Source organism: Streptosporangium sp. NPDC050855 (genome assembly GCF_044456585.1).
Lineage (GTDB): Bacteria > Actinomycetota > Actinomycetes > Streptosporangiales > Streptosporangiaceae > Streptosporangium > Streptosporangium longisporum.
Map to the genome: position 1 here is coordinate 39,470 of NZ_JBITFY010000026.1, position 20,995 is coordinate 60,464.

The window sequence follows — 20,995 nt, forward strand, 5'->3', positions numbered from 1 at the left end:
GGGGCCCCGGTGCGGTCCGCCGCACCGGGGCCGTGGTTCAGGTGCGGCGGATCACGCCGAGGCGCTGCAGCAGGATGAAGGCGAACAGCAGCAGGCCGATGACGATCCTGGTCCACCAGGGACTGAGGGTCCCCTCGAAGCTGATGATCGTCTGGATCAGCCCGAGGATGAGCACCCCCAGCACGGTGCCGACCAGGTATCCCGACCCCCCGGTCAGCAGGGTGCCGCCGATCACCACCGCGGCGATCGCGTCCAGCTCCATGCCGACCGCGTGCAGCGGGTTTCCGGACAGCATGTAGAAGGAGATCAGCACCCCGCCCAGCGCCGAGCAGAAGCCGCTGATCGTGTAGACGGCGATCTTCGTTCTGGCCACCGGCAGTCCCATGAGCAGCGCCGACTGCTCACTGCCGCCGGTCGCGTACACGTTACGCCCCAGCCTGGTGTACTGCAGCACGTAGGCCCCGATGACGATCACCACGAACGCCACGATCACGCTGGGCGAGATGAACGCCCCGCCGGGCATGTCGATCCTGGTCTGGGCCAGGGCGGTGTAGGTGGGGTCGGTGATGGAGATCGACTCGGTGCCGATGACGTAGCACAGCCCGCGGGCCAGGAACATGCCGGCCAGCGTCACGATGAACGGCTGGATGTCGAAGTACTGGATCACACATCCCATGGCCAGGCCGATCACCGCGCCGATCAGCAGCACCAGCGGGATGACCAGCAGCGGGGACCAGCCCTTGTTCGTCACCAGGCTCGCCGAGACCATCGTGGCGAGCGCGGCCACCGCCCCCACCGACAGGTCGATGCCTCCGGTGAGGATGACGAACGTCATGCCGACCGCCAGGACCAGCAGGAACCCGTTGTCGACGAAAACGTTGAGCACCACCTGGCCGGAGGCGAAGCCCTCGTAGCGCAGGCCGCCGGCCGTGAACATCGCCAGGAAGAGGCCGGCGGTCACCAGCACCGGCACGTACGCCCTCGGGAACGGGCGGTTCAGGGAGAGAACGCTGGGGGTGGTCATGCCGGGATCCTCACCTTCGCATCGGTGCCGGAGGAGGGCGCGGCGGGACGGCCGCGTTCCCTGCGGTGGAACACCTTCGCCCGGAAGGTGGGTGACTGCAGCAGGCACACCAGGACGATGACGAGCGCCTTGAACAGCAGCGTCGTCTCCGGCGGCACGCCGATGGAGTAGATCGTGGTGGTCAGCGTCTGGATGATCAGCGCGCCGAGCACGGTGCCGCCGAGCGAGAAGCGCCCGCCGACCAGCGAGGTGCCGCCGATCACGACGGCGAGGATCGCGTCGAGCTCGATCCACAGGCCGGCGGCGTTGCCGTCCGCGCTGGAGATGTTGGAGCTGATCATCAGTCCGGCGATGCCGGCGCACAGCCCGCAGAAGGTGTAGACCAGGATGATCAGGCCCCGGGAGCGGATGCCCGCCAGGCGGCTGGCCTCGGCGTTGCCGCCGACGGACTCGATCAGCAGTCCGAGCGCCAGGCGCCGGGTGAGGAACGCGGTCACCGCGAGCACGACCAGCACGATCAGGATGCCGAACGGCACGGTCAGCCAGTACCCGCCGCCGACGAGCTTGTACGGGGTGCTGTTGATCGTGATGATCTGGCCGTCGGTGATGAGCTGGGCGACCCCGCGGCCGGCGACCATCAGGATCAGCGTCGCGATGATCGGCTGGATGCCGATGCCGGCGACCAGGAAGCCGTTCCACACCCCCAGGACCAGGGAGAGGACCAGCGCCAGGCCGATCGCGGCCAGCACGCCGCCCACGGCGTTCTGGTCCTCCAGCCCGCTGATCTGCAGGCAGGCCAGGGCTCCGGAGATGGCCACCACCGAGCCGACCGACAGGTCGATGCCGCCGGTGGCGATGACCAGCGTCATGCCGATCGCGACCAGGATCAGGGGGGCGCCGAAGCGGATGATGTCGATGAGGCTGCCGTAGAGGTGACCGCCCTTCATCTCCACCGACAGGAAACCGTCGGTGAAGACGACGTTGACGGCCAGCAGCAGCACGAGGATGAGGGCCGGCCAGAAAAGGCGGTGCCGGATCACCTGGTTCATGTGCGGGCTCCGCTCGCGATGGTCTGCATCAGTACGTCCGTGGTCAGGGCGTCGTCGTTGGGAAGCTGGGCCACCAGGTGCCGGTCGCGCAGCACGCCGACCCGGTGGCTCAGGCGCAGCACCTCCTCCAGCTCGGCGGAGATGAACAGCACGGCCATGCCTCCGTCGGACAGGGAGGCGACCAACCGCTGGATCTCCGCCTTGGCCCCGACGTCGATGCCGCGGGTCGGCTCGTCCAGGATGAGCAGGCGCGGCTCGACGATGAGCCAGCGGGCCAGCAGCACCTTCTGCTGGTTGCCGCCGCTGAGGTTGCGGACGAGCTGCTCGGGGTTGGGCGGGGTGATCTTCAGGGCGGAGATGTACTTCTCCACCAGCTCGTCCTGGCGCCGCCGCGGCACCGGCCTGGCCCAGCCGCGCGCCGCCTGCAGGGCGAGGATGATGTTCTCCCGCACGGTCAGGTCGGCGATCAGACCCTCGGTGCGCCGGTTCTCCGGGCAGAAGGCGATCTTGTGGGCCGTGGCCGCGCGCGGGGTGCGCAGCGAGGTCGGCGTCCCGTCGACGACGACCTCGCCGGTGCCGGCGTGGTCGGCCCCGAAGAGCAGGCGGGCGATCTCGGTGCGGCCCGAGCCGAGGAGCCCGGCCAGCCCCAGCACCTCGCCCTCGTGGATGGTCAGGGTGAACGGTTCCACGGCCCCGGCCCGGCCGAGCTCGCGCGTCTCGACGACGGCCTTGGCGTCCGGGGACAGGTCCTTGGGCTTGTCGTCGAGGCGTTCCAGGTCGGCGAGCGCCTGGCCGATCATCTTGCCGACCAGCTCGACCTGGCCGAGCTCGCTGGTGAGGTACTCGCCGACCAGCCGGCCGTTGCGCAGGATCGTCATCCGGTCGGCGATCTCGTAGATCTGGTCCAGGAAGTGCGAGACGAACAGGATGGCGATCCCCTCGTCCTTGAGCCGCCGCATCACCCGGAACAGCTGCGCGACCTCGCCGGCGTCCAGGCTGGAGGTGGGCTCGTCGAGGATGAGCACGCTCGCGGAGATGTCGACCGCCCGCGCGATCGCCACCATCTGCTGCACCGCCGGCGAGTACGACGACAGCGGCGCGTTCACGTCCAGGTCGAGCTCCAGGCGGGTGAGCAGCGCGGCGGCGCGGGTGCGCATCTCGCCCCAGCGGATGCGGCCCAGGCGGCGCGGCTCGCGCCCGATGAAGATGTTCTCCGCCACCGACAGGTTCGGGCAGAGGTTGATCTCCTGGTAGACCGTGCTGATCCCGGCCCGCTGCGCCTCCAGCGGGCCGGTGAAGGAGACGGGCCTGCCGGCCAGCTCGATCTCGCCGGCGTCGATGTGGTGCACGCCGGTGAGCACCTTGATCAGGGTGGACTTGCCCGCGCCGTTCTCGCCCATCAGGGCGTGCACCTCGCCCGGCAGGAGCCGGAAGTCCACGCCGTCCAGCGCCTTGACGCCGGGGAACTCCTTGCTGATGCCGGTCATACGCAGGATCGGATCGGGTGCGGTCATACGACGTCCCTTGTGCTCGCGGGGACGGGCCGTCCGCCGGGGGCGGCTCGTCGGGTCGGTGGTGAGGGGTGCGGGGGGCTCGGGCGTCCCGGCCCCCGGCGAGGATCTCCGGAGCCCGGTCCCGGACCGGAACGAGGGCCCGGACCGGAACGGAGGCCGGAGCCGAGGTCGGTACCGGCTCCGATGCCGGTCCCGAGGCGGGCTCCGGTGCCGGTGCCGATGCCGGTGCCGGCGTCGGCGTCGGCGTCGGTGCCGAGGCCGGTGCCCGCCTCCGGTGCGGTTCGCGACACGTCCGCGCTCATCCGCCCGGCGGGGCGGTGCTGGCTCTGGCCACGAACCGCGGCGGGACGACGTGACGTTCGTGGGACCATTCCGCTCCCGCCTCCAGCTGCCTGAGCAGCACTTCGATGCTGTACCCGCCGACCGCCCCGAAGTCCTGGCGGATCGTGGTGAGCGGGGGCGTGAAGAACTCCGACTCGGGGATGTCGTCGAACCCCACGATGCTGATCTGCTCGGGCACCCGCACGCCCCGCTCGGCGAAGGCCCGCAGTGCCCCCAGGGCCATCTGGTCGTTGGCGACGAACACCGCGGTGACCCCGGGCGTCCGCGCCAGGCGCAGTCCCGCCTGGTAGCCCGATCTCGGGCTCCAGTCGCCGGGCAGCGCCTCGGGGACGGGACGGCCGGCGGCGGCCAGCGTGTCGCGCCAGCCCTCCAGCCGTCCCTCGACCTCCAGCCAGTCCGGCGGTCCCGCGATGTGCCAGACGGTCTCGTGGCCCAGGTCGAGCAGGTGCCGGACGGCCAGGCGGGCGCCCTCCACCTGGTCGACGCTGACCACCGAGACGTCGCCGTCGTGGCCGCCCTCGACGGCGACCACGGGGATGTCGGTGGGCGCGTCGGCCAGCGCCGGGGCGGCCGAGCGCTGCGGCGCGACCACCACGATGCCGTCGACGCCCTGCTCGGCGAGGTAGCCGAGCGCGTCGCGCACGCCCGCGGTGTCGATGGTCTTGAGGCTGACCATGCTGACGAAGTAGCCGGCCGCCCTGGCCGCCTGCTCGATGCCGTAGACCATGCTGGCCGGGCCGTACAGGGTGGTGTCGAAGCTGACCACGCCCAGGGTGCGGGTGTGCCGGGTGACCAGGGCGCGGGCGACCATGTTGCGGCGGTAGCCCAGCTCGTCGATCGCCTCCAGGACGCGGGCCCGGGTCTCGGCGCGCACGTTGGGATGATCGTTGAGCACCCGGGAGACCGTCTGGTGGGAGACGCCCGCCTTCGTCGCGACGTCGGCCATCACCGGCGGGCGGCGGTCGCGGTTCGCGGTCACGGTCGGCTCCTTCTGGTGGCTTGGGACAGACTGTGAGCGTTAACAACACCCCGCGTCAAGCGTCTCCCGCGTTACGGTCCGGTTACACCAAGATCTTTGTTAACACCCTCTTGACGTGGTGGCCACTACCGCCTTAACTGACCCATACCCTTTTGTTAGCGCTCACATCTCCCGCGAGAAATACCCATACTGGAGGTATGCGATGAAGTTCGCGAAGCTGGCCACCGCAGCGGTGAGCCTGGCTCTCGCCATGGGGGTGACGGCCTGTGGCTCGAGCGTCAAGACCTCGGAGCAGGCCGCGACGAGCGGGGCCTCGGCCGCGCCCGCCGACACCCTGGTCGGCGTGACGATGCCCACGAAGTCCTCCGAGCGCTGGATCCACGACGGCGACAACGTCAAGAGCGCCCTGGAGAAGCTGGGCTACAAGGTCGACCTGCAGTACGCCGAGAACGACATCCCCACCCAGGTCAACCAGATCGAGAACCAGATCACCCGCGGCGCCAAGCTGCTGATCATCGCCTCGATCGACGGCACCGCCATCACCACCCAGCTCCAGCAGGCCGCCGACAAGAAGATCCCGGTCATCGCCTACGACCGGCTGATCCGCAACTCGCCGAACGTCGACTACTACGCCACCTTCGACAACTACAAGGTGGGCGTGCAGCAGGCCACCTCGCTGCTGGTCGGCCTCAAGCTGAAGAAGGAGGACGGCTCCGAGGGCGACGCCAAGGGCCCGTTCAACATCGAGGTCTTCGCCGGCTCTCCCGACGACAACAACGCCACGTTCTTCTTCAACGGCGCGATGGACACCCTCAAGCCGTACATCGACAAGGGCACCCTGGTCGTCAAGAGCAAGCAGACCGACTTCAAGACCGTCGCGATCCTGCGCTGGGACCCGGCCACCGCGCAGAAGCGCATGGAGGACCTGATCACCAAGTACTACTCCGGTGACACCAAGGTCCAGGGCGTGCTCTCCCCGTACGACGGCCTGTCCATCGGCATCCTGTCGGCGCTCAAGAGCAGCGGCTACGGCACCTCCGGCCAGCCCTACCCGATCGTGACCGGCCAGGACGGCGAGGTCGCCTCGGTCAAGTCGATCATCGCCGGTGAGCAGTACGCGACGATCTACAAGGACACCCGCCAGCTCGCCGCGGTCACCGTCGAGATGGCCGACGCCGTGCTCAAGGGCGGCAAGCCCGAGGTGAACAACACCAAGGACTACGACAACGGCAACAAGGTCGTGCCCTCCAACCTGCTGGAGCCGGTGATCGTGTACAAGGACAACTACAAGAAGGTCCTCATCGACTCCGGTTACTACACCGAGGACCAGCTCAAGTAGTACCGATCGGCACGACGGCGGACGGGACATCCGGCCGGCGGCGACCCCCGTCGCCGCCGGCCGGATGCTCGGAGGGTGGAGGGACCTTGCGAAGGCGGGCGGCATGACCGACGACATACTCCGGATGCGCGGCATCACCAAGACGTTCCCGGGCGTCAAAGCCCTGCAGGACGTCAACCTGGCGGTCCGCAGGGGCGAGATACACGCGATCTGCGGGGAGAACGGCGCCGGCAAGTCGACGCTGATGAAGGTCCTCTCGGGCGTGTACCCGCACGGCTCGTACGAGGGTGAGATCTTCTTCGAGGGCGAGCAGTGCCGCTTCTCCGACATCAGGGACAGCGAGAAGCTCGGCATCGTGATCATCCACCAGGAGCTGGCGCTCAGCCCGTACCTGTCGATCGCGGAGAACATCTTCCTCGGCAACGAGCGGACCAGCCGCGGCCTGATCGACTGGAACCGGACCAACGCCGAGGCCACCGAGCTGCTGGAGCGCGTCGGGCTCCGGGAGAACCCGACGACGCTCGCGATGGACATCGGGGTGGGCAAGCAGCAGCTCGTGGAGATCGCCAAGGCGCTGTCGAAGCGGGTACGGCTGCTCATCCTCGACGAGCCGACCGCCTCGCTCAACGACGAGGACTCCGCGCACCTGCTCGACCTGCTGCGCGGGCTGCGCGACGAGGGCATCACCTCGGTGATCATCTCGCACAAGCTGAACGAGATCCGGGCCATCGCCGACTCCACCACGATCCTGCGGGACGGGCGGACGATCGAGACCCTGGACATGCGCGGCGACGACGTCAGCGAGGACCGCATCATCTCCGGCATGGTCGGCCGCGACCTGGAGCACCGCTTCCCGCCGCACGAGCCGAACATCGGCGAGGAGGTGCTGCGGATCGAGGACTGGACCGTGCGCAGCCCCGCCGACCACGGCCGCGTGGTGGTCGCCGGCGCCTCCCTGACGCTGCGCCGGGGCGAGATCGTCGGCCTGGCCGGCCTGATGGGCGCCGGCCGCACCGAGCTGGCGATGAGCGTGTTCGGCCGCAGCTACGGGGTGGACATCACCGGCCGCGTCTACAAGAACGGCAGGGAGATCAAGGTCCGCACGGTCGGCGAGGCGATCGAGCACGGCATCGCGTACGCCACCGAGGACCGCAAGCGCTACGGGCTGAACCTGATCGAGGACATCAAGCGCAACGTCTCGGCCGCGGCGCTGGGCAAGCTGGCCAGGCGCGGCTGGGTGGACGACAACAGGGAGTACGAGGTCGCCGACGGCTACCGGAAGAGCATGAACATCAAGGCTCCCAGCGTGCTGTCGGTCACCGGGAAGCTGAGCGGCGGCAACCAGCAGAAGGTCGTGCTGTCGAAGTGGATCTTCACCGACGCCGACGTGCTGATCCTCGACGAGCCCACCCGCGGCATCGACGTGGGTGCCAAGTACGAGATCTACTCGATCATCAACCGGCTCGCCGACCAGGGAAAGGCCGTTCTGGTCATCTCCTCGGAGCTTCCCGAGCTGCTGGGCGTCTGCGACCGCATCTACGCCATGTCGGCCGGTCGCATCACGGGTGAGGTCTCCCGCGCGGAGGCCACCCCGGAGCGGCTCATGCAGTTCATGACCAAGGAAAAGGAATAGGGGAAGACAATGAGCAGCGGCAAGGTCCCGACAGAAACCGCGCCACCGACCGGCAGCCTTCCCCTGGTGCCCGCGAAGACGCCGGCGGGCCGTTTCTCGGTCAACCTGCGGCAGAGCGGCATCTACATCGCCTTCGCGCTGATCATCGTGCTGTTCTCCGTCCTGACCGACGGTGAGCTGCTCAGCCCGCAGAACATCTCCAACATCGTGGTGCAGAACTCCTACATCCTGATCCTGGCGATCGGCATGATCCTGATCATCATCGCCGGTCACATCGACCTGTCGGTGGGATCGGTGGTGGGGCTCACCGGCGCGATCGCGGCGGTGCTCATGGTCGACATGGACGTGGCGTGGCCGCTGGCGATCCTCGTCACGCTGATCGCCGGCGCGCTCATCGGGGCCTGGCAGGGCTACTGGATCGCCTACTTCGGCATCCCGGCGTTCATCGTCACCCTGGCCGGAATGCTGATCTTCAGGGCGCTGACCCTGACCGTGCTCGGCAACCAGGGCATCGGCCCCTTCCCCGACGAGGTCAGGACCCTGGCCAACGGCTTCGTGCCCGGCTACCTCGGCAACATCGGCCTGGGCCCGCTCGGCGGCGCCGACCTGCTGACGCTGCTGGTCGGCCTGGCCGCGGTGGGCGGGCTGGCCCTCACCCAGTGGCGGGCCCGCCAGGCCCGACTGGGCTACCGGCAGAAGGTCGACGCGCTGCCGCTGTTCCTGCTGAAGATCGGTGCCGCCGCCGCGGTGGTGATGGTGGTCATCGTGCAGCTGGCCAGGTTCAAGAACCTGCCCTGGGTGCTGGTGCTGCTGGCGATCCTGGTGCTGGGCTACACGCTGATGACCGACCGCGCCGTCTTCGGCCGCCACATCTACGCCATCGGCGGCAACCTGAACGCGGCGAGCCTGTCCGGCATCAAGGTCAAGTCGGTCACGTTCTGGATCTTCGTCAACATGGGGGTGCTCGCCGCACTCGCCGGGATCATCTTCGCCGGGCGGCTGAACCAGGCCGGCCCGACCGCGGGCGGCAACTTCGAGCTGGACGCCATCGCGGCCGCGTTCATCGGCGGCGCCGCCGTCCAGGGCGGAGTGGGCAGGGTGGTCGGCGCCCTCACCGGCGGTCTGATCATGGCCGTGATCAACAACGGCATGTCGCTGATCGGCGCGCCCAGCGAGCGGGTCCTGCTCTTCAAGGGCCTGGTCCTGCTGGCCGCCGTGGCGCTGGACGTCTGGACCAAGCGCCGGGCCGGCGCGGGCGGCTGACCCCGGGCCCGGGTCGGAGCCAGGGACGGACGCGGGACCGCGGCGGGTGCCGCCGTGGTCCCCGGGCCTGGTGTGGAGCCTCTTACGCCGGGTAAGGCGAATGATCTCGGCCGGTATGAGGGGACACGGATGGCGATCGACTCGTTGGGCATGTGGATCGCGGTCATCGGCCTGGTGGTGGTGCTGCTCGCGATCGACTTCGTGGTGGCCGCGCGACGCCCGCACGCGGTGGGCCTGCGCGAGGCCACCGCGTGGACGGTCTTCTACATCGGCGTGGCCATCGCCTTCGGCCTGGTCCTGTGGTGGCTGGCCGGGGCCACGCTCGCCACCGAGTACTTCGCCGGCTGGATGGTCGAGAAGAGCCTGTCCGTCGACAACCTCTTCGTCTTCGTGATCATCATGGCGCGGTTCTCCGTGCCGCCGGAACACCAGCAGAAGGTGCTGCTGTTCGGCATCGCCACCGCCCTGGTGCTGCGCGCCATCCTCATCGCGGTCGGCGCCGCCGCCATCACCCTCTTCTCCCCCACGTTCCTGATCTTCGGCCTGCTGCTGATCTGGACGGCGATCCAGCTCGTCCGGCACCGCAACCAGGACCCGGACGTCGAGAACAACCCCCTGATCAACGGCGCGGGCAAGATGCTCCCGGTCACCGAGGAGCTGCACGGCGGCAAGCTCGTCACCCACGAGAACGGCAAGCGGATGGTCACGCCGCTGTTCGTGGTCTTCATCGCCATCGGCAGCACCGACCTGCTGTTCGCGCTCGACTCCATCCCCGCGGTCTTCGGCGTCACCAGCCACCCGCTCATCGTCTTCTCCGCGAACGCCTTCGCGCTGCTGGGGCTGCGCGCCCTGTACTTCCTGATCGAGGGCCTGCTGGAACGGCTGGTCTACCTGTCGATCGGCCTGGCGGTCATCCTCGGCTTCATCGGCCTCAAGCTCATCCTGTCGTTCCTGCACGAGGACGTCTCGAAGTCCTTCCCCGAGGTCTCCACCCCGCTCTCGCTGGGTGTGATCTTCCTGGTGCTGCTGATCACCGTCATCGCCAGCATGCGCCGGGTGCGCGCCCACCCCGAGGAGCGCGCGCACGCGGGGACCCTGCACCGGCTGCGCCGCAAGGACGGGGACCGGCGCGACGCCCCGGACGGCGACGACGGCCGGGGCGACGACCACGACGGCGCCCGCGACGGGACGGGAGACCGGACGGAGCACCGGGAGGACCGGGAGGACCGGCCGGGCCACCGGGGACCCGCCGCCGACTGAGGAGCCGGACCGCGGCCCCGTACCGGCCCTTACCGGCTCGTACCTCCCTGTCAGGCCAGGCAGCGCAGGGCGTCCCTGAGCCGGGCGTCCATCGGGTGGTCCTGTGGCAGCCGTCCGACCGTCGCCTCCACGAACACCGGCAGGGAGAGCTCCCGGCTCGTCCCGTAGACGTGCACCCGGACCGCGTTCCCGGTGTCCCCGGTGTCCTCGGTGTCCTTGGCACCGCCGGTGCCGACGAGTTCGGCGCGGGCCTCGGCGTCCTGCTCGGCCAGCACGAAGACGCCCAGCCTGGCCCGCCAGCGGGTCCGCGCCACGGCCTCGTCCGGTGCGACGGGCGCGCCCACGTCGTCGGCGTGGGTGGCGTACTCCGAGGCGTAGTGGAAGGTCTGCGACCCCACCGGGTACGGCCCGGCGAAGGTCGGCAGCGAGGCGTCACGGCCGAGCGCGCGCATCCGCTCGCGGGTGTCGCCGTTCTCGCGCCGCCACTCCCGGAGCACCTCCGCCACCGGCAGGTGCCTGCGCCGCTCCACGCACCACGCGTTGAAACCGTCGAAGCCCTCACCCGCGCCCTCGCGCCGGAGCATCGCGGTGAACCCGTCGATGTCGTCGTCCAGGCAGGCGTGGTTGTACAGCTCCTCCCCCGCCAGGTGCCCCAGCACGTCGCGGACCGACCAGCCCTCCGCCCGCGAGGGACGCCTCCAGCCCTCCTCGTCGAGCCCGGAGAAGTAACGGTCGAGACGGGCCGCCTCGGCGTCGAAGAGGTCGAACGGGTCGAGATCTCCCAGGGAGTCCTTCGGTTCTGTCGTCATGCCCCGGCAGTACCCGGGGAACGGCGTCCCTCCCCCGCCTGACGATCCGGCATGCCCTCGCCGGGACCTCGCTCCCCGGCCTCGGAGCCCGATCCCCGCCCCGGGGTCCTTCTCCCGCTCCGAACCGTCGCGTCAATCCCCTCACCGATGGATTATGGGGCGGGGACGAGCCTGGCAGACTGTCGGCATGAGCAACAGCGAGGAACCGGGGGCCGCCGCGGCGCCCCGGACGCGCCGCCGGGGGCGCCCGCCCGCGGACCGGTCGGCGCCGTCCACGCGCGACCGCGTCCTCGCCGAGGCGACCGCCCTGTTCGCCCGGCACGGCGCCGACGGCGTCTCCATGCGCGACATCGCCGCCCGGGTCGGGATCGACGTCTCCAGCGTGCACCACCACTTCCCGTCGAAGGCGTCGCTGTACGACGCCTGCTTCGCCCGCGTCTTCGAGCTGGAGCAGGCCACGCTCACCCCGCCGGTGCGCGCCTTCCTCGCCGCGGTGCGCTCCGAGCCCGCGGGCGACGTGGTCGGAGCCGCGCACGACCTGGTGGACGCGTTCGTCGACTTCCTCGACGAGCACCCGCAGACCACGTTCCTGTGGCTGCGGCGGTGGCTGGACCCGACCCTGCACCTGTCCCTGGACGAGGCGTACTCGCTGCCGATCTACGGCGAGATCGAGCGGGCCCTGCTGGAGGCGGCCACCCGGGGCCTCGTCGTCGAGCCGACCCCGCACATCACCGTGCGCAGCCTGGTCTGGGCGGCCCACGGCCACGTGACCGCCCTGAGCGCCCGCGGGGGCGACGCCGTCACGGCCGACCGCGAGAGGCGCGAGTTCCGCGCCTACGCCCACCGTTTCGTCGACCGGTTCTACGCACCCCCTGGCGCGGGCGCCGCAGACGGCTAGTATTCCATCACCTGATGGAATATGGAGGCAGCGGATGAGCTCGACGGAACCGGCCCCGGACGCGACCTCCGACACCGCGCCCCCGGGCCGGGACACGACCGCGGGCGCCGCGCCTCCGGGCCTGGACACGGCCGCGGGCGCCGCGCCGAGCCGGGGCGCGCTTCCCGGCGGCGTACCCGCCCGGGGGGTCACGGCCGTGGTCGGCGGCGGCGCGGCGGGCATCGCCGCGGTCAAGGCCCTCGTCGAGGCCGGCCTGCCCGTCCTCGGCATCGAGCGTGCCGCCTCCCTCGGCGGCCTGTGGCGGCTGGAACCCGGCACCGCCTCCTACGAGAGCCTCCGTCTCAACACCAGCAGGGCGCGTACCGAGTTCTCCGACTTCCCCATGCCGCGCGACTGGCCCGACCACCCCGGCCGCGCCCTGATGCTGGAGTACCTGCGCTCGTACGCCGACCACTTCGGCGTCGGCGAGCGGTTCCGGTTCGGCACCGTCCTGGAGTCCGCCAGGCGCGCGGACGACGGCTGGGAGCTGGAGCTGACCGGTCCCGGCGGGCCGTACCGCGAACGGGTGGAACACCTGGTGGTGGCCAACGGGCACAACCACGAACCCCGCCTGCCGGACCCGCCGTACCCGGGGACGTTCACCGGCACCGAGTCCCACGCGCACGACTACGTCGGCCCGTCCGCTCTGGCCGGCAGGCGGGTGCTCGTCGTGGGCACCGGCAACTCCGCGATGGACATCGCCGCCGAGCTGGCCGGGCACGCGTCCGGCGTGCTGCTCTCGGCCAGGCGGGGCGTGTGGGTACTGCCGAAGCGGCTGCTCGGCCGTCCCTCCGACCAGCTCAACGGCGCCCTCGCCGCCCTGCTGCCCTGGCGGGCGCGCCAGGTCGTCTCCCAGGCGGTGCTCAGGGTGGCCGCCCCCAGGTACGCCGGGCCGCGCCTGCCCGCCCCCGCCCGGGGCGTGCTCCAGGACCACCCGACCCTGAGCGACGCCGTTCCCGAGCTGGTGGCGCGGGGAGGGATCCTGCCCCGCGCGGGCATCGCCCGCCTGGACGGCACCCGGGTCCACTTCACCGACGGCCGGACGGACGAGGTCGACCACATCGTCTGGTGCACCGGCTACCGGGCCGTGACGCCGTTCCTCGACCCCGCCCTGGTGCCCGACCCGTCGTCCCTGCTGCTGTACCGCCACGTCTTCCCCATCGGCGACGCCTCGATCAGCTACATCGGCCTGATGCAGTCGACCGGCTCGGCGCTGCCCGTCGTGGAGGCCCAGGCCCGTCTCCTGGCCGCCGTGCGCGCCGGGACCCACCGCCTGCCCGACCCCGCGACCGCGCGCCGGATCGCCTCGGCCGAGCTCGCCGCCGCACGCGACCGCTGGGGGGAGCGCAGGCCGCACATGCGCATCGACGTCGACCACTACCTCCGCGTCGTGCGGCGCGAGCTGCGTCCCGCCGCGTCCCGCCCGCTGACCGGGCGCCGGATCCTCGTCACCGGGGCGGCCGGCACCTTCGGCAGGGCGATGAGCGCCCGGTTCACCGCCCTGGGCGCGCGCGTGGTCGGCCTGGACATCGCCCGCCCCACCGGCTCCGGCGACGGGTCCGGCATCCCGGTCATCTCATGCGACATCACCTCCCCCGAGTCCGTCGACGCCGCCGTGGCCGAGGCCGTGACGCTGCTGGGCGGCATCGACGTGCTGGTCAACAACGCGGGCCGGGGCGGGCCCGCGCCCGCCGAGCTCGCCCCCGGCGAGGAGGCCGAGGCGCAGCTACGGCTGAACCTCCTCGGCGCCTGGCGGGTGACGGCCGCGGCCATGCCCCATCTCGTACGCGCCCGCGGGCGGGTGGTCTTCATCGCCTCGCGGATGGCGGTCCTGCCGCTGCCGCTGGCGGCGGCGTACGGCGTCTCCAAGCGGGCGCTGACGGCCTACGCCGACGCGCTCCGCCTGGAGGTCGGCACGCACGTCGGCGTGACGACGGTCTACCCGAGCATGGTCCGCAGCCCGATCCACGACAGCACCAGGCAGGCCGGGCTCTCCCTGGACGCGGTCTCCAGGCCGGAACCCGTGGAGGGCGTGGTGGACGCGGTCGTCGGCGCCCTCACCGCCCGCCGCGCGCCCCGCGACGTGGCCACCACCGCCCGGGGACGCGTCGAGATGATGGTCGGCAGGCACGCCCCGGCCCTGGCCGACCGTCTCGTACGCCGCACCGTCGCGGCCCGGATCGCGGCCGGCGACCTCTCGGGCGCGCCCCTGGCCGCGGGCATGGTCCGCAGGCACCGGTCGTAGGAGGGCGGGAGACCGCGAGGGCCCTGGGAGGTGGCGGGGAGGCTGTGGGAAAGCCGTACGGGGGCCCGCCGTCACCTCGCCGCGGTCCCCTCCTCCAGCCGGTTGCCCGTACGCCGCCAGCGGGTGATCCCGCCCTCCAGGGTGCGCGCCCGCAGGCCGTGGTCGCGCAGCAGCCGCACGGCCTGCGGGGAGACCACGCAGTAGGGCCCGCCGCAGTAGGCCACGATCTCGGCGTCCCGGGGCAGCTCGCCGAGCCGGTCCCGCAGCTCGGCCAGCGGGACCGAGACGGCCCCCGGCACGTGGCCTCGGGCGTGGGCGGCGGCGGGGCGGACGTCGACGACCACGACGCCGGGGTCGGCCAGACGGCGCGCCAGCTCCTCGGCGGTCACCGGCTCCAGCGCCACGGGGTCGCCGAGGTGCCGGGACACGGCCTCCCGCAGGTCCGCGAGCCTGCCTTCGGCGAAGTCCTGCAGCTCCCCGAGGAACCGGGAGACCCGCTCGTCGGCCAGCCGGTAGTAGACCCGCGTCCCCTCCCTGCGGCTCGTCACCAGGTGGGCGGCGCGGAGCTGCTGCAGCTGGGCAGAGGTGTTCTTCAGCGGGACGTCGGCCTCCTGGGAGAGCTGCTCGACGGTGCGCTCGCCCGCGTCGAGCACGTCGAGCAGCCTCAGCCGCACGGGGCTGGCCAGCGTCCTGCCGATGCGCGCGAGCTGCCGGTAGATGGGCTCCTCGGGGAACTCCGTCACGGCGTCAGACCATGTACTGGTCGTGGCGGAGGTAGAGCTCCGTCCACTCGGCGTCGGTCAGGGTGCGCCCGCCGGTCGCGATCTCGGCGAGCTCCTCGAAGTACGCCTCGCGGGGCGCTCCGGGCGTGAAGAGGATCAGCATGGAGGCCGGTTCGCCGGACGTGTTGCAGAAGCTGTGCACGCCGCCCTGCGGGACGTACAGGAAGTCCCCCGCGGTCGCGTCGACCGTACGCTCCCCGTTGGACAGGCGGATCGTCCCGGACAGGACGAAGAAGGACTCGGAGATCGTCCTGTGGAAGTGGGGGGACGGGCCGGTCGGCTTGCCCGACATGTCCCAGCGGTACAGGCCGAACTGCCCGTCCGTCGACGCGCCCGTGCCCAGGTAGTGCACCCGCGTCCCGCCCACGCCCATCGTCAGGTCCGGTTCGGTGCTCGCGGGCCGGAAGACCCCGCTGCTCTCGCCCTGCTCGCCCAGGTAACGCGCCCGTGGGTACGACATCCCGCCCTCGCCTCTTCGTCGGCCGATGTTCCAAAGAACCATAGAACAGTCGACGATCAAGGGGAAGACCCGGCGAAGACGGGCCTGTCGGTCCCTCCCGCGGGAGCGGTACCGTCGCATCCCGGAGAAGATCACCCCCCGGTGCGGGATCTCCCGGACGGGCCGTCACGCGGCCGTCCGGTCGTTCCCGGACCCGGCCGATCGGGGCCACCGTGAGGAGATCGTTCCCGGTTCACCGCGAAGAGGGAGAGACACATGTCCGAGCCGGTCACCCTGCCCGCCTTCCCCGAGCCGCTGCGCTGGCTGAACCCGCCGGCCGGATGGAGCGCCGACGGTGACGACCTGACCGTCGAGGCGGGCCCGAACACCGACCTGTTCACCGACCCCGGCGGTCCCGACCGCTTCGCCAACGCGCCGGCCCTGGTCGGGCGCCTGGACGGGGACTTCACGCTGAGCGCCCGCGTCAGGGCCGACCTGCTGTCCACCTACGACGCCGGGGTCCTCCTGCTGTACGCCGGCGAGCACGCCTGGGCGAAGTTCTGCCTGGAGATGTCCCCGCAGGGCAGGCCCACGATCGTCTCCGTGGTGACCCGGGGGGTGTCCGACGACTGCAACTCCCTGACCGTGGAGGGGGACGACATCAGGCTGCGGATCTCGCGGCTCGGCTCCGCCTTCGCCTTCCACGTCTCCACGGGCACGGGCTTCTGGCACCTCGTCAGGTACTTCGCGCTCGACGGGGACCCGGAGGTCGGTTTCCTGGCGCAGTCGCCCACGGGCCAGGGCTGCACCGTCCGCTTCGAGGACATCCGCCGTTCGCCGGAACGCCTCGCGGACCTGCGGAACGGCGAGTGACCTATCCCACCTGCACACATGTCGGCCTATCAGATCAAAAAGGGGAATTAATTAAAACAAACAAAGGAGTGTTAATTATTTACATGTATTGCGATTCTGCTTTACGGTGCCGAATCAGCCGGTGTCCGGACGGGCCCGAATCCCCGTCCCCGAACCCCGCCACCGGGTCCCCGGGTCCCCGGGTCCTTTCGGACCCCCGGCCCGGGGCACCGGCCTCCGATCCCCGACTCCCGAGGAGGCTCCGTGCAGAACGCCCGGCCGCGCTCGCATCGCCGGTCAGCCGCCGTCCTGTCCGCCGTTCTCGCCGTCCTGCTCACCGCACCCGCCCAGGCGGCCTCCGCCCGGTCGGCGTCCACCCGGACGGTGAGCGCCGGGACGGTGAGCGCCGGGACGGCGGCCGTCCGGACGGCGGGCCCCCTGGCCGACGCCTTCGCCCGCGCCGCCGAGACGTACGACGTGCCGCGCGACCTGCTCGTGGCGCTCGCGTACGCGGAGACGCACCTCGACGGGCACGGCGGCGAGCCGAGCGCGAGCGGCGGGTACGGGGTCATGCACCTGGTCAGCAACCCCACCGCCCGCGTCCTGGAGCGCGCGGCCGAGCTGACCGGGCAACCGGCGGCGGCGCTGCGCGAGAACGACGCGGCCAACATCCGCGGGGGCGCCGCGGTGCTGCGCTCGCACGCCGACGCGCTCGGCCTCGACGCCGCCGCCAGGAAGGACGCCGGCCGGTGGTACCGGGCCGTGGCCGAGTACGGCAACGCCTCCGGCCCCGAGACGGCCAGGCTGTACGCCGACACCGTCTACGACCTCCTCGGCAGCGGCGTGCGCGCCACCGTCGCGGGAGGCGAGGTCGTCACGGTGCCCCCGACCGAGGTGCGGGCGGACCGCGGCCCGCACGAGGGACTACGGGAGGCGGCCCCGCCGCCCGCGAGCCCGGACCACCCGGGCGCGAGGTGGGTGGCCGCCCACGCGGGCAACCGGACCGCCGCCGGGCGGCCGGGGACCCACAGGATCGACCGGGTCGTCGTCCACGTCACCCAGGGGGCCTACGCGGGCGCGATCTCCTGGTTCCAGAACCCCGCCGCCAGGGTCTCCGCGCACTACGTCGTCCGGTCCTCAGACGGCCGGATCACCCAGACGGTGCGCGACAGGGACGTGGCCTGGCACGCCGGGAACTGGTCGTACAACACCAGGTCCATCGGCATCGAGCACGAGGGGTTCGTCGGTGACGCCTCCTGGTTCACCGACGCGATGTACCGCGCCTCGGCGGCCCTGACCCGCGCCGTCTGCGACAAATACGGCATCCCCAAGGACCGCGCGCACATCATCGGGCACGACCAGGTCCCCGGCGCCACGCACTCCGACCCGGGCTCGAAGTGGGACTGGGCCAGGTACATGCGGTACGTCACGGGGAACACCGCCCCCTGGTCGGCCACGGTCGACAACTCCACCTCCGGCGCGTTCACCGCGAGCGCGAACTGGAGCTCCGCCTCCACGGCCGGGCGCCACGGCCCCGACCATCGCCGGGCGAGGCCGGCGACCTCCAGCGACGTCGCCCGCTACCGGTTCGCCGTCCCCTCCGCGGGCACCTACCGGGTCGAGGTCTGGTACCCGGCGGCCCCCGGGCACAACAGCGCCGCCCCGTACGTCGTCGCCACCTCCTCCGGGAGCAGGACGGTCCACGTCGACCAGCGCACCGGTGGCGGCGCCTGGCGGAGCATCGGCGCGTTCGCCCTCAGGCGCGGGACGCACGACACCGTCGGCGTCAGCAGGTGGACCTCCGGCAAGGGACTCGTCGTGGCCGACGCCGTACGCCTCACCCGCCTCTGACCCGCTCTGACCCCGGCCCCACTCCCCCTCGGGCCCGGTTCCGGCCTCGTGGGACCGCGGCGTCTTCACCACCGTGGTCGTGACCACCAGCCCCGCCCTGCTCGCCACCGCCGACCGGGTGGTCGTGCTGGACGGCGGCAGGGTGGTCGCCGAGGGCTCGCACGCCGGCCTGGGCGCCACCGACGACGACTACCGGCGGGCCCCACGAGCGGCTGGTCGCCGCCGGAGGCCGTTACGCCCGCCTGTGGGAGGCCTGGGAGTCGCGCTGAGGAACGACGGTCCCGCGCCGGTCGGCTCCGGTCAGGGCCGCCCGGGGCCATCCGGGGCCATCCGGGCCGGAGCGGCGATCCGCCCGGCGCCCGCGCCCCGCCCTGTGCCGCCCCGCCCTGTGCCGCTCCGCCCCCGTGCCGCTCCGCCCCGTGCCGCTCCACCTCGTGCCCTACGCCGGCTCCCTGACGGCCGGGCCCGTCACGGCCCGCTCCGGCATGACGCGCCGGCGCCGGATCGGCAGCCCCAGCGTCGGGTTGGACACGCCCCAGGCGGCGCCCTTGCAGATCAGCTCCTTGTAGACGGCGGCGAGCCGTCCGGTCAGGGCCGCCCGCACGGCGCGGTCGTCGGCCGTGACGTACTGGATCAGGCCCTCCCTGCGGCCCAGCGAGACGCACCGGTTGAAGTAGCGGATCGGCATGTTCGGAAGCCTCCCACCGGTCAGGCGCGCCACGATCGCGCCGGCGGCCTGCCACGCGGCCGGGCTTCCCGAGGCGCACGACATCCGCAGCGGCTTGTCACCGGGGCCCATCGCCATGGCCGCGTCGCCGACGGCGTACACGTCCGGGTGCGAGACCGAACGCATGGTCGAGTCGACCACGATCTGGCCGGTGACGGCGACCTCCAGGCCGGTGGCCCTCGCGATCGGATGCACCGCGAAGCCCGTGGCCCACACGGTGACCTCGGCCGGGACGGCCCCTCCGCCCGCGGTGGTGACGCGCCCGGCCTCGACGCCGGTGACGTCGGTGTGCTCGTGCACGGTGATCCCGAGCCCGTCGAGGACCCTGCGCAGGTGCTCGCGGCCCCTGGGTGAGAACTCGTCCCCCAGGCCACCGCGGACGACGAGGGCGACGTCGAGGTCGGGGCGGGTCTCGGCGATCTCGGTCACGGCCTCCAGGCCGGTGAGGCCGCCGCCGACGACGACCACGCTCCGCCCGGCGTCGAGGCGGGCCAGGCGCTCGCGCAGCCGGAGTGCCCCGGGGCGGCCGGAGACGTCGTGGGCGTGCTCGGCGACGCCGGGGACGCCGGAGTCGTTCCAGCCGCTGCCCAGGGCGTAGACGAGCGTGTCGTAGGCGAGTTCCGCGACGCCGTCCGCGTCGGTGACGGTGACGACCTTGCGGTCGGCGTCGACGCCGGTGACCGTCGCGATCCTCGGCTCGACGCCGGTGCCCGCGAACATCTCGGCCAGCGGCCGGGGCCTGAGGTCCTGGCCCGCCGCGAGCTGGTGCATGCGGACGCGTTCCACGAAGTCGGGCTCGGCGTTGACGATGGTGATGGCGACGTCCTCGCGGCGGAGCCGCCTGCCGAGGTAGCCGGCGGTGATGGCTCCGGCGTATCCGGCTCCGAGGACGATGATGCGGTGCTGCATGTCCCTGCTCCTGTCCTGTGCGGGTTCGTCCCTTGAACCGGGCGGCGCGCAGTTTCCTGACAGGAACGCGGTGTGAGGCGCCTCACACGCCGATCAGAAGGCGTTGAACAGGGGCTCCCCGTGGTCGGTGACCGCCCAGTACGCGGTCGCGCGTTCGAGCTTGTCGGGGTTGACCTGGTTGTGGAGGGCGGCGACGCCCTCGGCGGTGACCTTCAGGCACATGACGCCGACGACCCGGCCGTCCAGGACGACCACGACGGCGGGGTCACCGTTGACGGTCCAGGCATGGACCTCGGGCGAGCCGCCGACCAGGGCTCGCTTGGCCTCGCCGGGTCTGAACAGGCCCCGAAGGAACTTCGCGACCGCGATGGCGCCCTCGAACGCCTTGGTACGGGCGGGGATCTTGCCGCCGCCGTCACTGATCGAGAAGGCGTCCTCGGTGAGCAGGCGCACCAGCGGCTCGGTCCGGCCGCTGGTGGCGGCCGCGAGGAACTCCTCGACGATCCGCCGGGCGGCGGCCTCGTCGACCTCGGCGCGGACCCTGCCGTCCGCGACGTGCCTCCTGGCGCGGTGGAGGATCTGCTGGGCGGCGGTCTCGGTGATGCCGAGGATGTCGGCGATCTCCCGGTGCGGGTAGCCGAACGCCTCCCGCAGCACGTACACCGCCCGCTCGTTGGGCGTCAGGCGCTCCATGAGCACGAGGACCGCGTACGAGACCGACTCGCGCTGCTCGGCGGTCTCGGCCGGGCCGAGCATCGGGTCCCCGGCGAGCAGCGGCTCGGGGAGCCACTGGCCCACGTAGGTCTCGCGGCGTGACCGCGCCGAGGCGAGCTGGTTGAGGCACAGGTTGGTGAGGACCTTCGTCAGCCATGCCTCGGGGACCTCGATGCGGCCGACGTCCGCGGCCTGCCAGCGCAGGAACGTCTCCTGCACGGCGTCCTGGGCGTCCCCGGCGGAGCCGAGCAGGCGGTAGGCGATGGCCTCCAGGCGCGGCCTGAAGGCCTCGAACCGGTCGACGTCCTCCGCGGTCAGGGCCATGGC

At 71.8% G+C, this 20,995-nt stretch carries 17 protein-coding genes; 8 read left to right on the forward strand and 9 right to left on the reverse strand.

All coding sequences use genetic code 11. From position 1 onward, the window contains the following. Positions 1-37: 37 nt before the first annotated feature. From yjfF to ACIBCT_RS36030, 4 genes are all read right to left on the reverse strand, one after another. Positions 38-1,024 carry a galactofuranose ABC transporter, permease protein YjfF gene (yjfF, locus tag ACIBCT_RS36015; RefSeq protein ID WP_399196470.1) on the reverse strand — a complete coding sequence of 329 codons (987 nt, stop codon included), beginning with the start codon at positions 1,022-1,024 and terminating at the stop codon, positions 38-40. Next, positions 1,021-2,073, reverse strand: a complete 1,053-nt coding sequence (locus ACIBCT_RS36020; protein WP_399196471.1) for an ABC transporter permease — start codon at positions 2,071-2,073, stop codon at positions 1,021-1,023. The genes yjfF and ACIBCT_RS36020 overlap by 4 nt, the downstream gene beginning before the upstream one ends. Then, positions 2,070-3,587: a sugar ABC transporter ATP-binding protein gene (locus tag ACIBCT_RS36025; RefSeq protein ID WP_399196472.1), complete on the reverse strand. Its 1,518-nt coding sequence runs from the start codon at positions 3,585-3,587 to the stop codon at positions 2,070-2,072. Before ACIBCT_RS36025 ends, ACIBCT_RS36020 begins: the two co-directional genes overlap by 4 nt. Positions 3,588-3,885: 298 nt before the next feature. Beyond that, a complete protein-coding gene (locus ACIBCT_RS36030) occupies positions 3,886-4,875 on the reverse strand; it encodes a LacI family DNA-binding transcriptional regulator (protein WP_399196513.1) in 990 nt (329 codons plus the stop codon). A 235-nt stretch (positions 4,876-5,110) separates the two neighbouring features. Here ACIBCT_RS36030 and chvE point away from each other — a divergent pair, with 235 nt between their 5' ends. The 4 genes from chvE to ACIBCT_RS36050 all read left to right on the forward strand — a co-directional run bounded on the left by chvE (position 5,111) and on the right by ACIBCT_RS36050 (position 10,403). Further along, positions 5,111-6,247, forward strand: a complete 1,137-nt coding sequence (gene chvE / locus ACIBCT_RS36035; RefSeq protein ID WP_344898285.1) for a multiple monosaccharide ABC transporter substrate-binding protein — start codon at positions 5,111-5,113, stop codon at positions 6,245-6,247. 103 nt (positions 6,248-6,350) lie between these two features. Continuing rightward, positions 6,351-7,880, forward strand: coding sequence for a multiple monosaccharide ABC transporter ATP-binding protein (gene mmsA / locus ACIBCT_RS36040; RefSeq protein ID WP_399196473.1), 1,530 nt, complete (start codon positions 6,351-6,353; stop codon positions 7,878-7,880). 9 nt (positions 7,881-7,889) lie between these two features. Next, the gene (mmsB, locus tag ACIBCT_RS36045; RefSeq protein ID WP_399196474.1) at positions 7,890-9,143 is read left to right on the forward strand and encodes a multiple monosaccharide ABC transporter permease; all 1,254 of its coding nucleotides are present in this window, start codon (positions 7,890-7,892) and stop codon (positions 9,141-9,143) included. 129 nt (positions 9,144-9,272) lie between these two features. Then, positions 9,273-10,403, forward strand: coding sequence for a TerC family protein (locus ACIBCT_RS36050; protein WP_399196475.1), 1,131 nt, complete (start codon positions 9,273-9,275; stop codon positions 10,401-10,403). Between the two features lie 50 nt (positions 10,404-10,453). Here the strand turns inward: ACIBCT_RS36050 and ACIBCT_RS36055 are convergent, their stop codons facing one another. Next, positions 10,454-11,212 carry a maleylpyruvate isomerase family mycothiol-dependent enzyme gene (locus ACIBCT_RS36055; protein WP_399196476.1) on the reverse strand — a complete coding sequence of 253 codons (759 nt, stop codon included), beginning with the start codon at positions 11,210-11,212 and terminating at the stop codon, positions 10,454-10,456. A gap of 187 nt (positions 11,213-11,399) precedes the next feature. On the opposite strand from ACIBCT_RS36055, the gene ACIBCT_RS36060 reads away from it, so the two are divergent. Together ACIBCT_RS36060 and ACIBCT_RS36065 are read left to right on the forward strand one after the other, a co-directional pair. Continuing rightward, entirely contained in the window at positions 11,400-12,110 is a 711-nt protein-coding gene (locus tag ACIBCT_RS36060; protein WP_399196477.1) for a TetR/AcrR family transcriptional regulator, read from the forward strand. Between the two features lie 34 nt (positions 12,111-12,144). Beyond that, the gene (locus ACIBCT_RS36065; protein ID WP_399196478.1) at positions 12,145-14,394 is read left to right on the forward strand and encodes an SDR family NAD(P)-dependent oxidoreductase; all 2,250 of its coding nucleotides are present in this window, start codon (positions 12,145-12,147) and stop codon (positions 14,392-14,394) included. 71 nt (positions 14,395-14,465) lie between these two features. Here ACIBCT_RS36065 and ACIBCT_RS36070 read toward each other — a convergent pair whose 3' ends face one another. Both ACIBCT_RS36070 and ACIBCT_RS36075 read right to left on the reverse strand, forming a co-directional pair. After that, entirely contained in the window at positions 14,466-15,137 is a 672-nt protein-coding gene (locus tag ACIBCT_RS36070) for an ArsR/SmtB family transcription factor (protein ID WP_399196479.1), read from the reverse strand. A 4-nt stretch (positions 15,138-15,141) separates the two neighbouring features. Next, on the reverse strand, positions 15,142-15,636 hold the full coding sequence (locus tag ACIBCT_RS36075; RefSeq protein ID WP_399196480.1) for a cupin domain-containing protein: 495 nt from the start codon (positions 15,634-15,636) through the stop codon (positions 15,142-15,144). Between the two features lie 255 nt (positions 15,637-15,891). On the opposite strand from ACIBCT_RS36075, the gene ACIBCT_RS36080 reads away from it, so the two are divergent. Continuing rightward, positions 15,892-16,488 (forward strand): DUF1349 domain-containing protein, encoded by a 597-nt coding sequence (locus ACIBCT_RS36080; RefSeq protein ID WP_399196482.1) that lies wholly within the window; start codon positions 15,892-15,894, stop codon positions 16,486-16,488. A 243-nt stretch (positions 16,489-16,731) separates the two neighbouring features. Then, positions 16,732-18,318 carry an N-acetylmuramoyl-L-alanine amidase gene (locus ACIBCT_RS36085; RefSeq protein ID WP_399196483.1) on the forward strand — a complete coding sequence of 529 codons (1,587 nt, stop codon included), beginning with the start codon at positions 16,732-16,734 and terminating at the stop codon, positions 18,316-18,318. A gap of 439 nt (positions 18,319-18,757) precedes the next feature. Here the strand turns inward: ACIBCT_RS36085 and ACIBCT_RS36090 are convergent, their stop codons facing one another. Beyond that, a complete protein-coding gene (locus tag ACIBCT_RS36090) occupies positions 18,758-19,954 on the reverse strand; it encodes an NAD(P)/FAD-dependent oxidoreductase (RefSeq protein ID WP_399196484.1) in 1,197 nt (398 codons plus the stop codon). A gap of 93 nt (positions 19,955-20,047) precedes the next feature. Continuing rightward, on the reverse strand, positions 20,048-20,992 hold the full coding sequence (sigJ, locus tag ACIBCT_RS36095) for an RNA polymerase sigma factor SigJ (protein WP_399196485.1): 945 nt from the start codon (positions 20,990-20,992) through the stop codon (positions 20,048-20,050). Positions 20,993-20,995 lie beyond the last annotated feature (3 nt).

Bases quoted from the DNA above. Each gene is read 5' to 3' on its own strand.
- yjfF (WP_399196470.1), bottom strand. From the start codon at position 1,024: ATGACCACCCCCAGCGTTCTCTCCCTGAACCGCCCGTTCCCGAGGGCG.
- ACIBCT_RS36020 (WP_399196471.1), bottom strand. From the start codon at position 2,073: ATGAACCAGGTGATCCGGCACCGCCTTTTCTGGCCGGCCCTCATCCTC.
- ACIBCT_RS36025 (WP_399196472.1), bottom strand. From the start codon at position 3,587: ATGACCGCACCCGATCCGATCCTGCGTATGACCGGCATCAGCAAGGAG.
- ACIBCT_RS36030 (WP_399196513.1), bottom strand. From the start codon at position 4,875: ATGGCCGACGTCGCGACGAAGGCGGGCGTCTCCCACCAGACGGTCTCC.
- chvE (WP_344898285.1), top strand. From the start codon at position 5,111: ATGAAGTTCGCGAAGCTGGCCACCGCAGCGGTGAGCCTGGCTCTCGCC.
- mmsA (WP_399196473.1), top strand. From the start codon at position 6,351: ATGACCGACGACATACTCCGGATGCGCGGCATCACCAAGACGTTCCCG.
- mmsB (WP_399196474.1), top strand. From the start codon at position 7,890: ATGAGCAGCGGCAAGGTCCCGACAGAAACCGCGCCACCGACCGGCAGC.
- ACIBCT_RS36050 (WP_399196475.1), top strand. From the start codon at position 9,273: ATGGCGATCGACTCGTTGGGCATGTGGATCGCGGTCATCGGCCTGGTG.
- ACIBCT_RS36055 (WP_399196476.1), bottom strand. From the start codon at position 11,212: ATGACGACAGAACCGAAGGACTCCCTGGGAGATCTCGACCCGTTCGAC.
- ACIBCT_RS36060 (WP_399196477.1), top strand. From the start codon at position 11,400: ATGAGCAACAGCGAGGAACCGGGGGCCGCCGCGGCGCCCCGGACGCGC.
- ACIBCT_RS36065 (WP_399196478.1), top strand. From the start codon at position 12,145: ATGAGCTCGACGGAACCGGCCCCGGACGCGACCTCCGACACCGCGCCC.
- ACIBCT_RS36075 (WP_399196480.1), bottom strand. From the start codon at position 15,636: ATGTCGTACCCACGGGCGCGTTACCTGGGCGAGCAGGGCGAGAGCAGC.
- ACIBCT_RS36080 (WP_399196482.1), top strand. From the start codon at position 15,892: ATGTCCGAGCCGGTCACCCTGCCCGCCTTCCCCGAGCCGCTGCGCTGG.
- ACIBCT_RS36090 (WP_399196484.1), bottom strand. From the start codon at position 19,954: ATGCAGCACCGCATCATCGTCCTCGGAGCCGGATACGCCGGAGCCATC.
- sigJ (WP_399196485.1), bottom strand. From the start codon at position 20,992: ATGGCCCTGACCGCGGAGGACGTCGACCGGTTCGAGGCCTTCAGGCCG.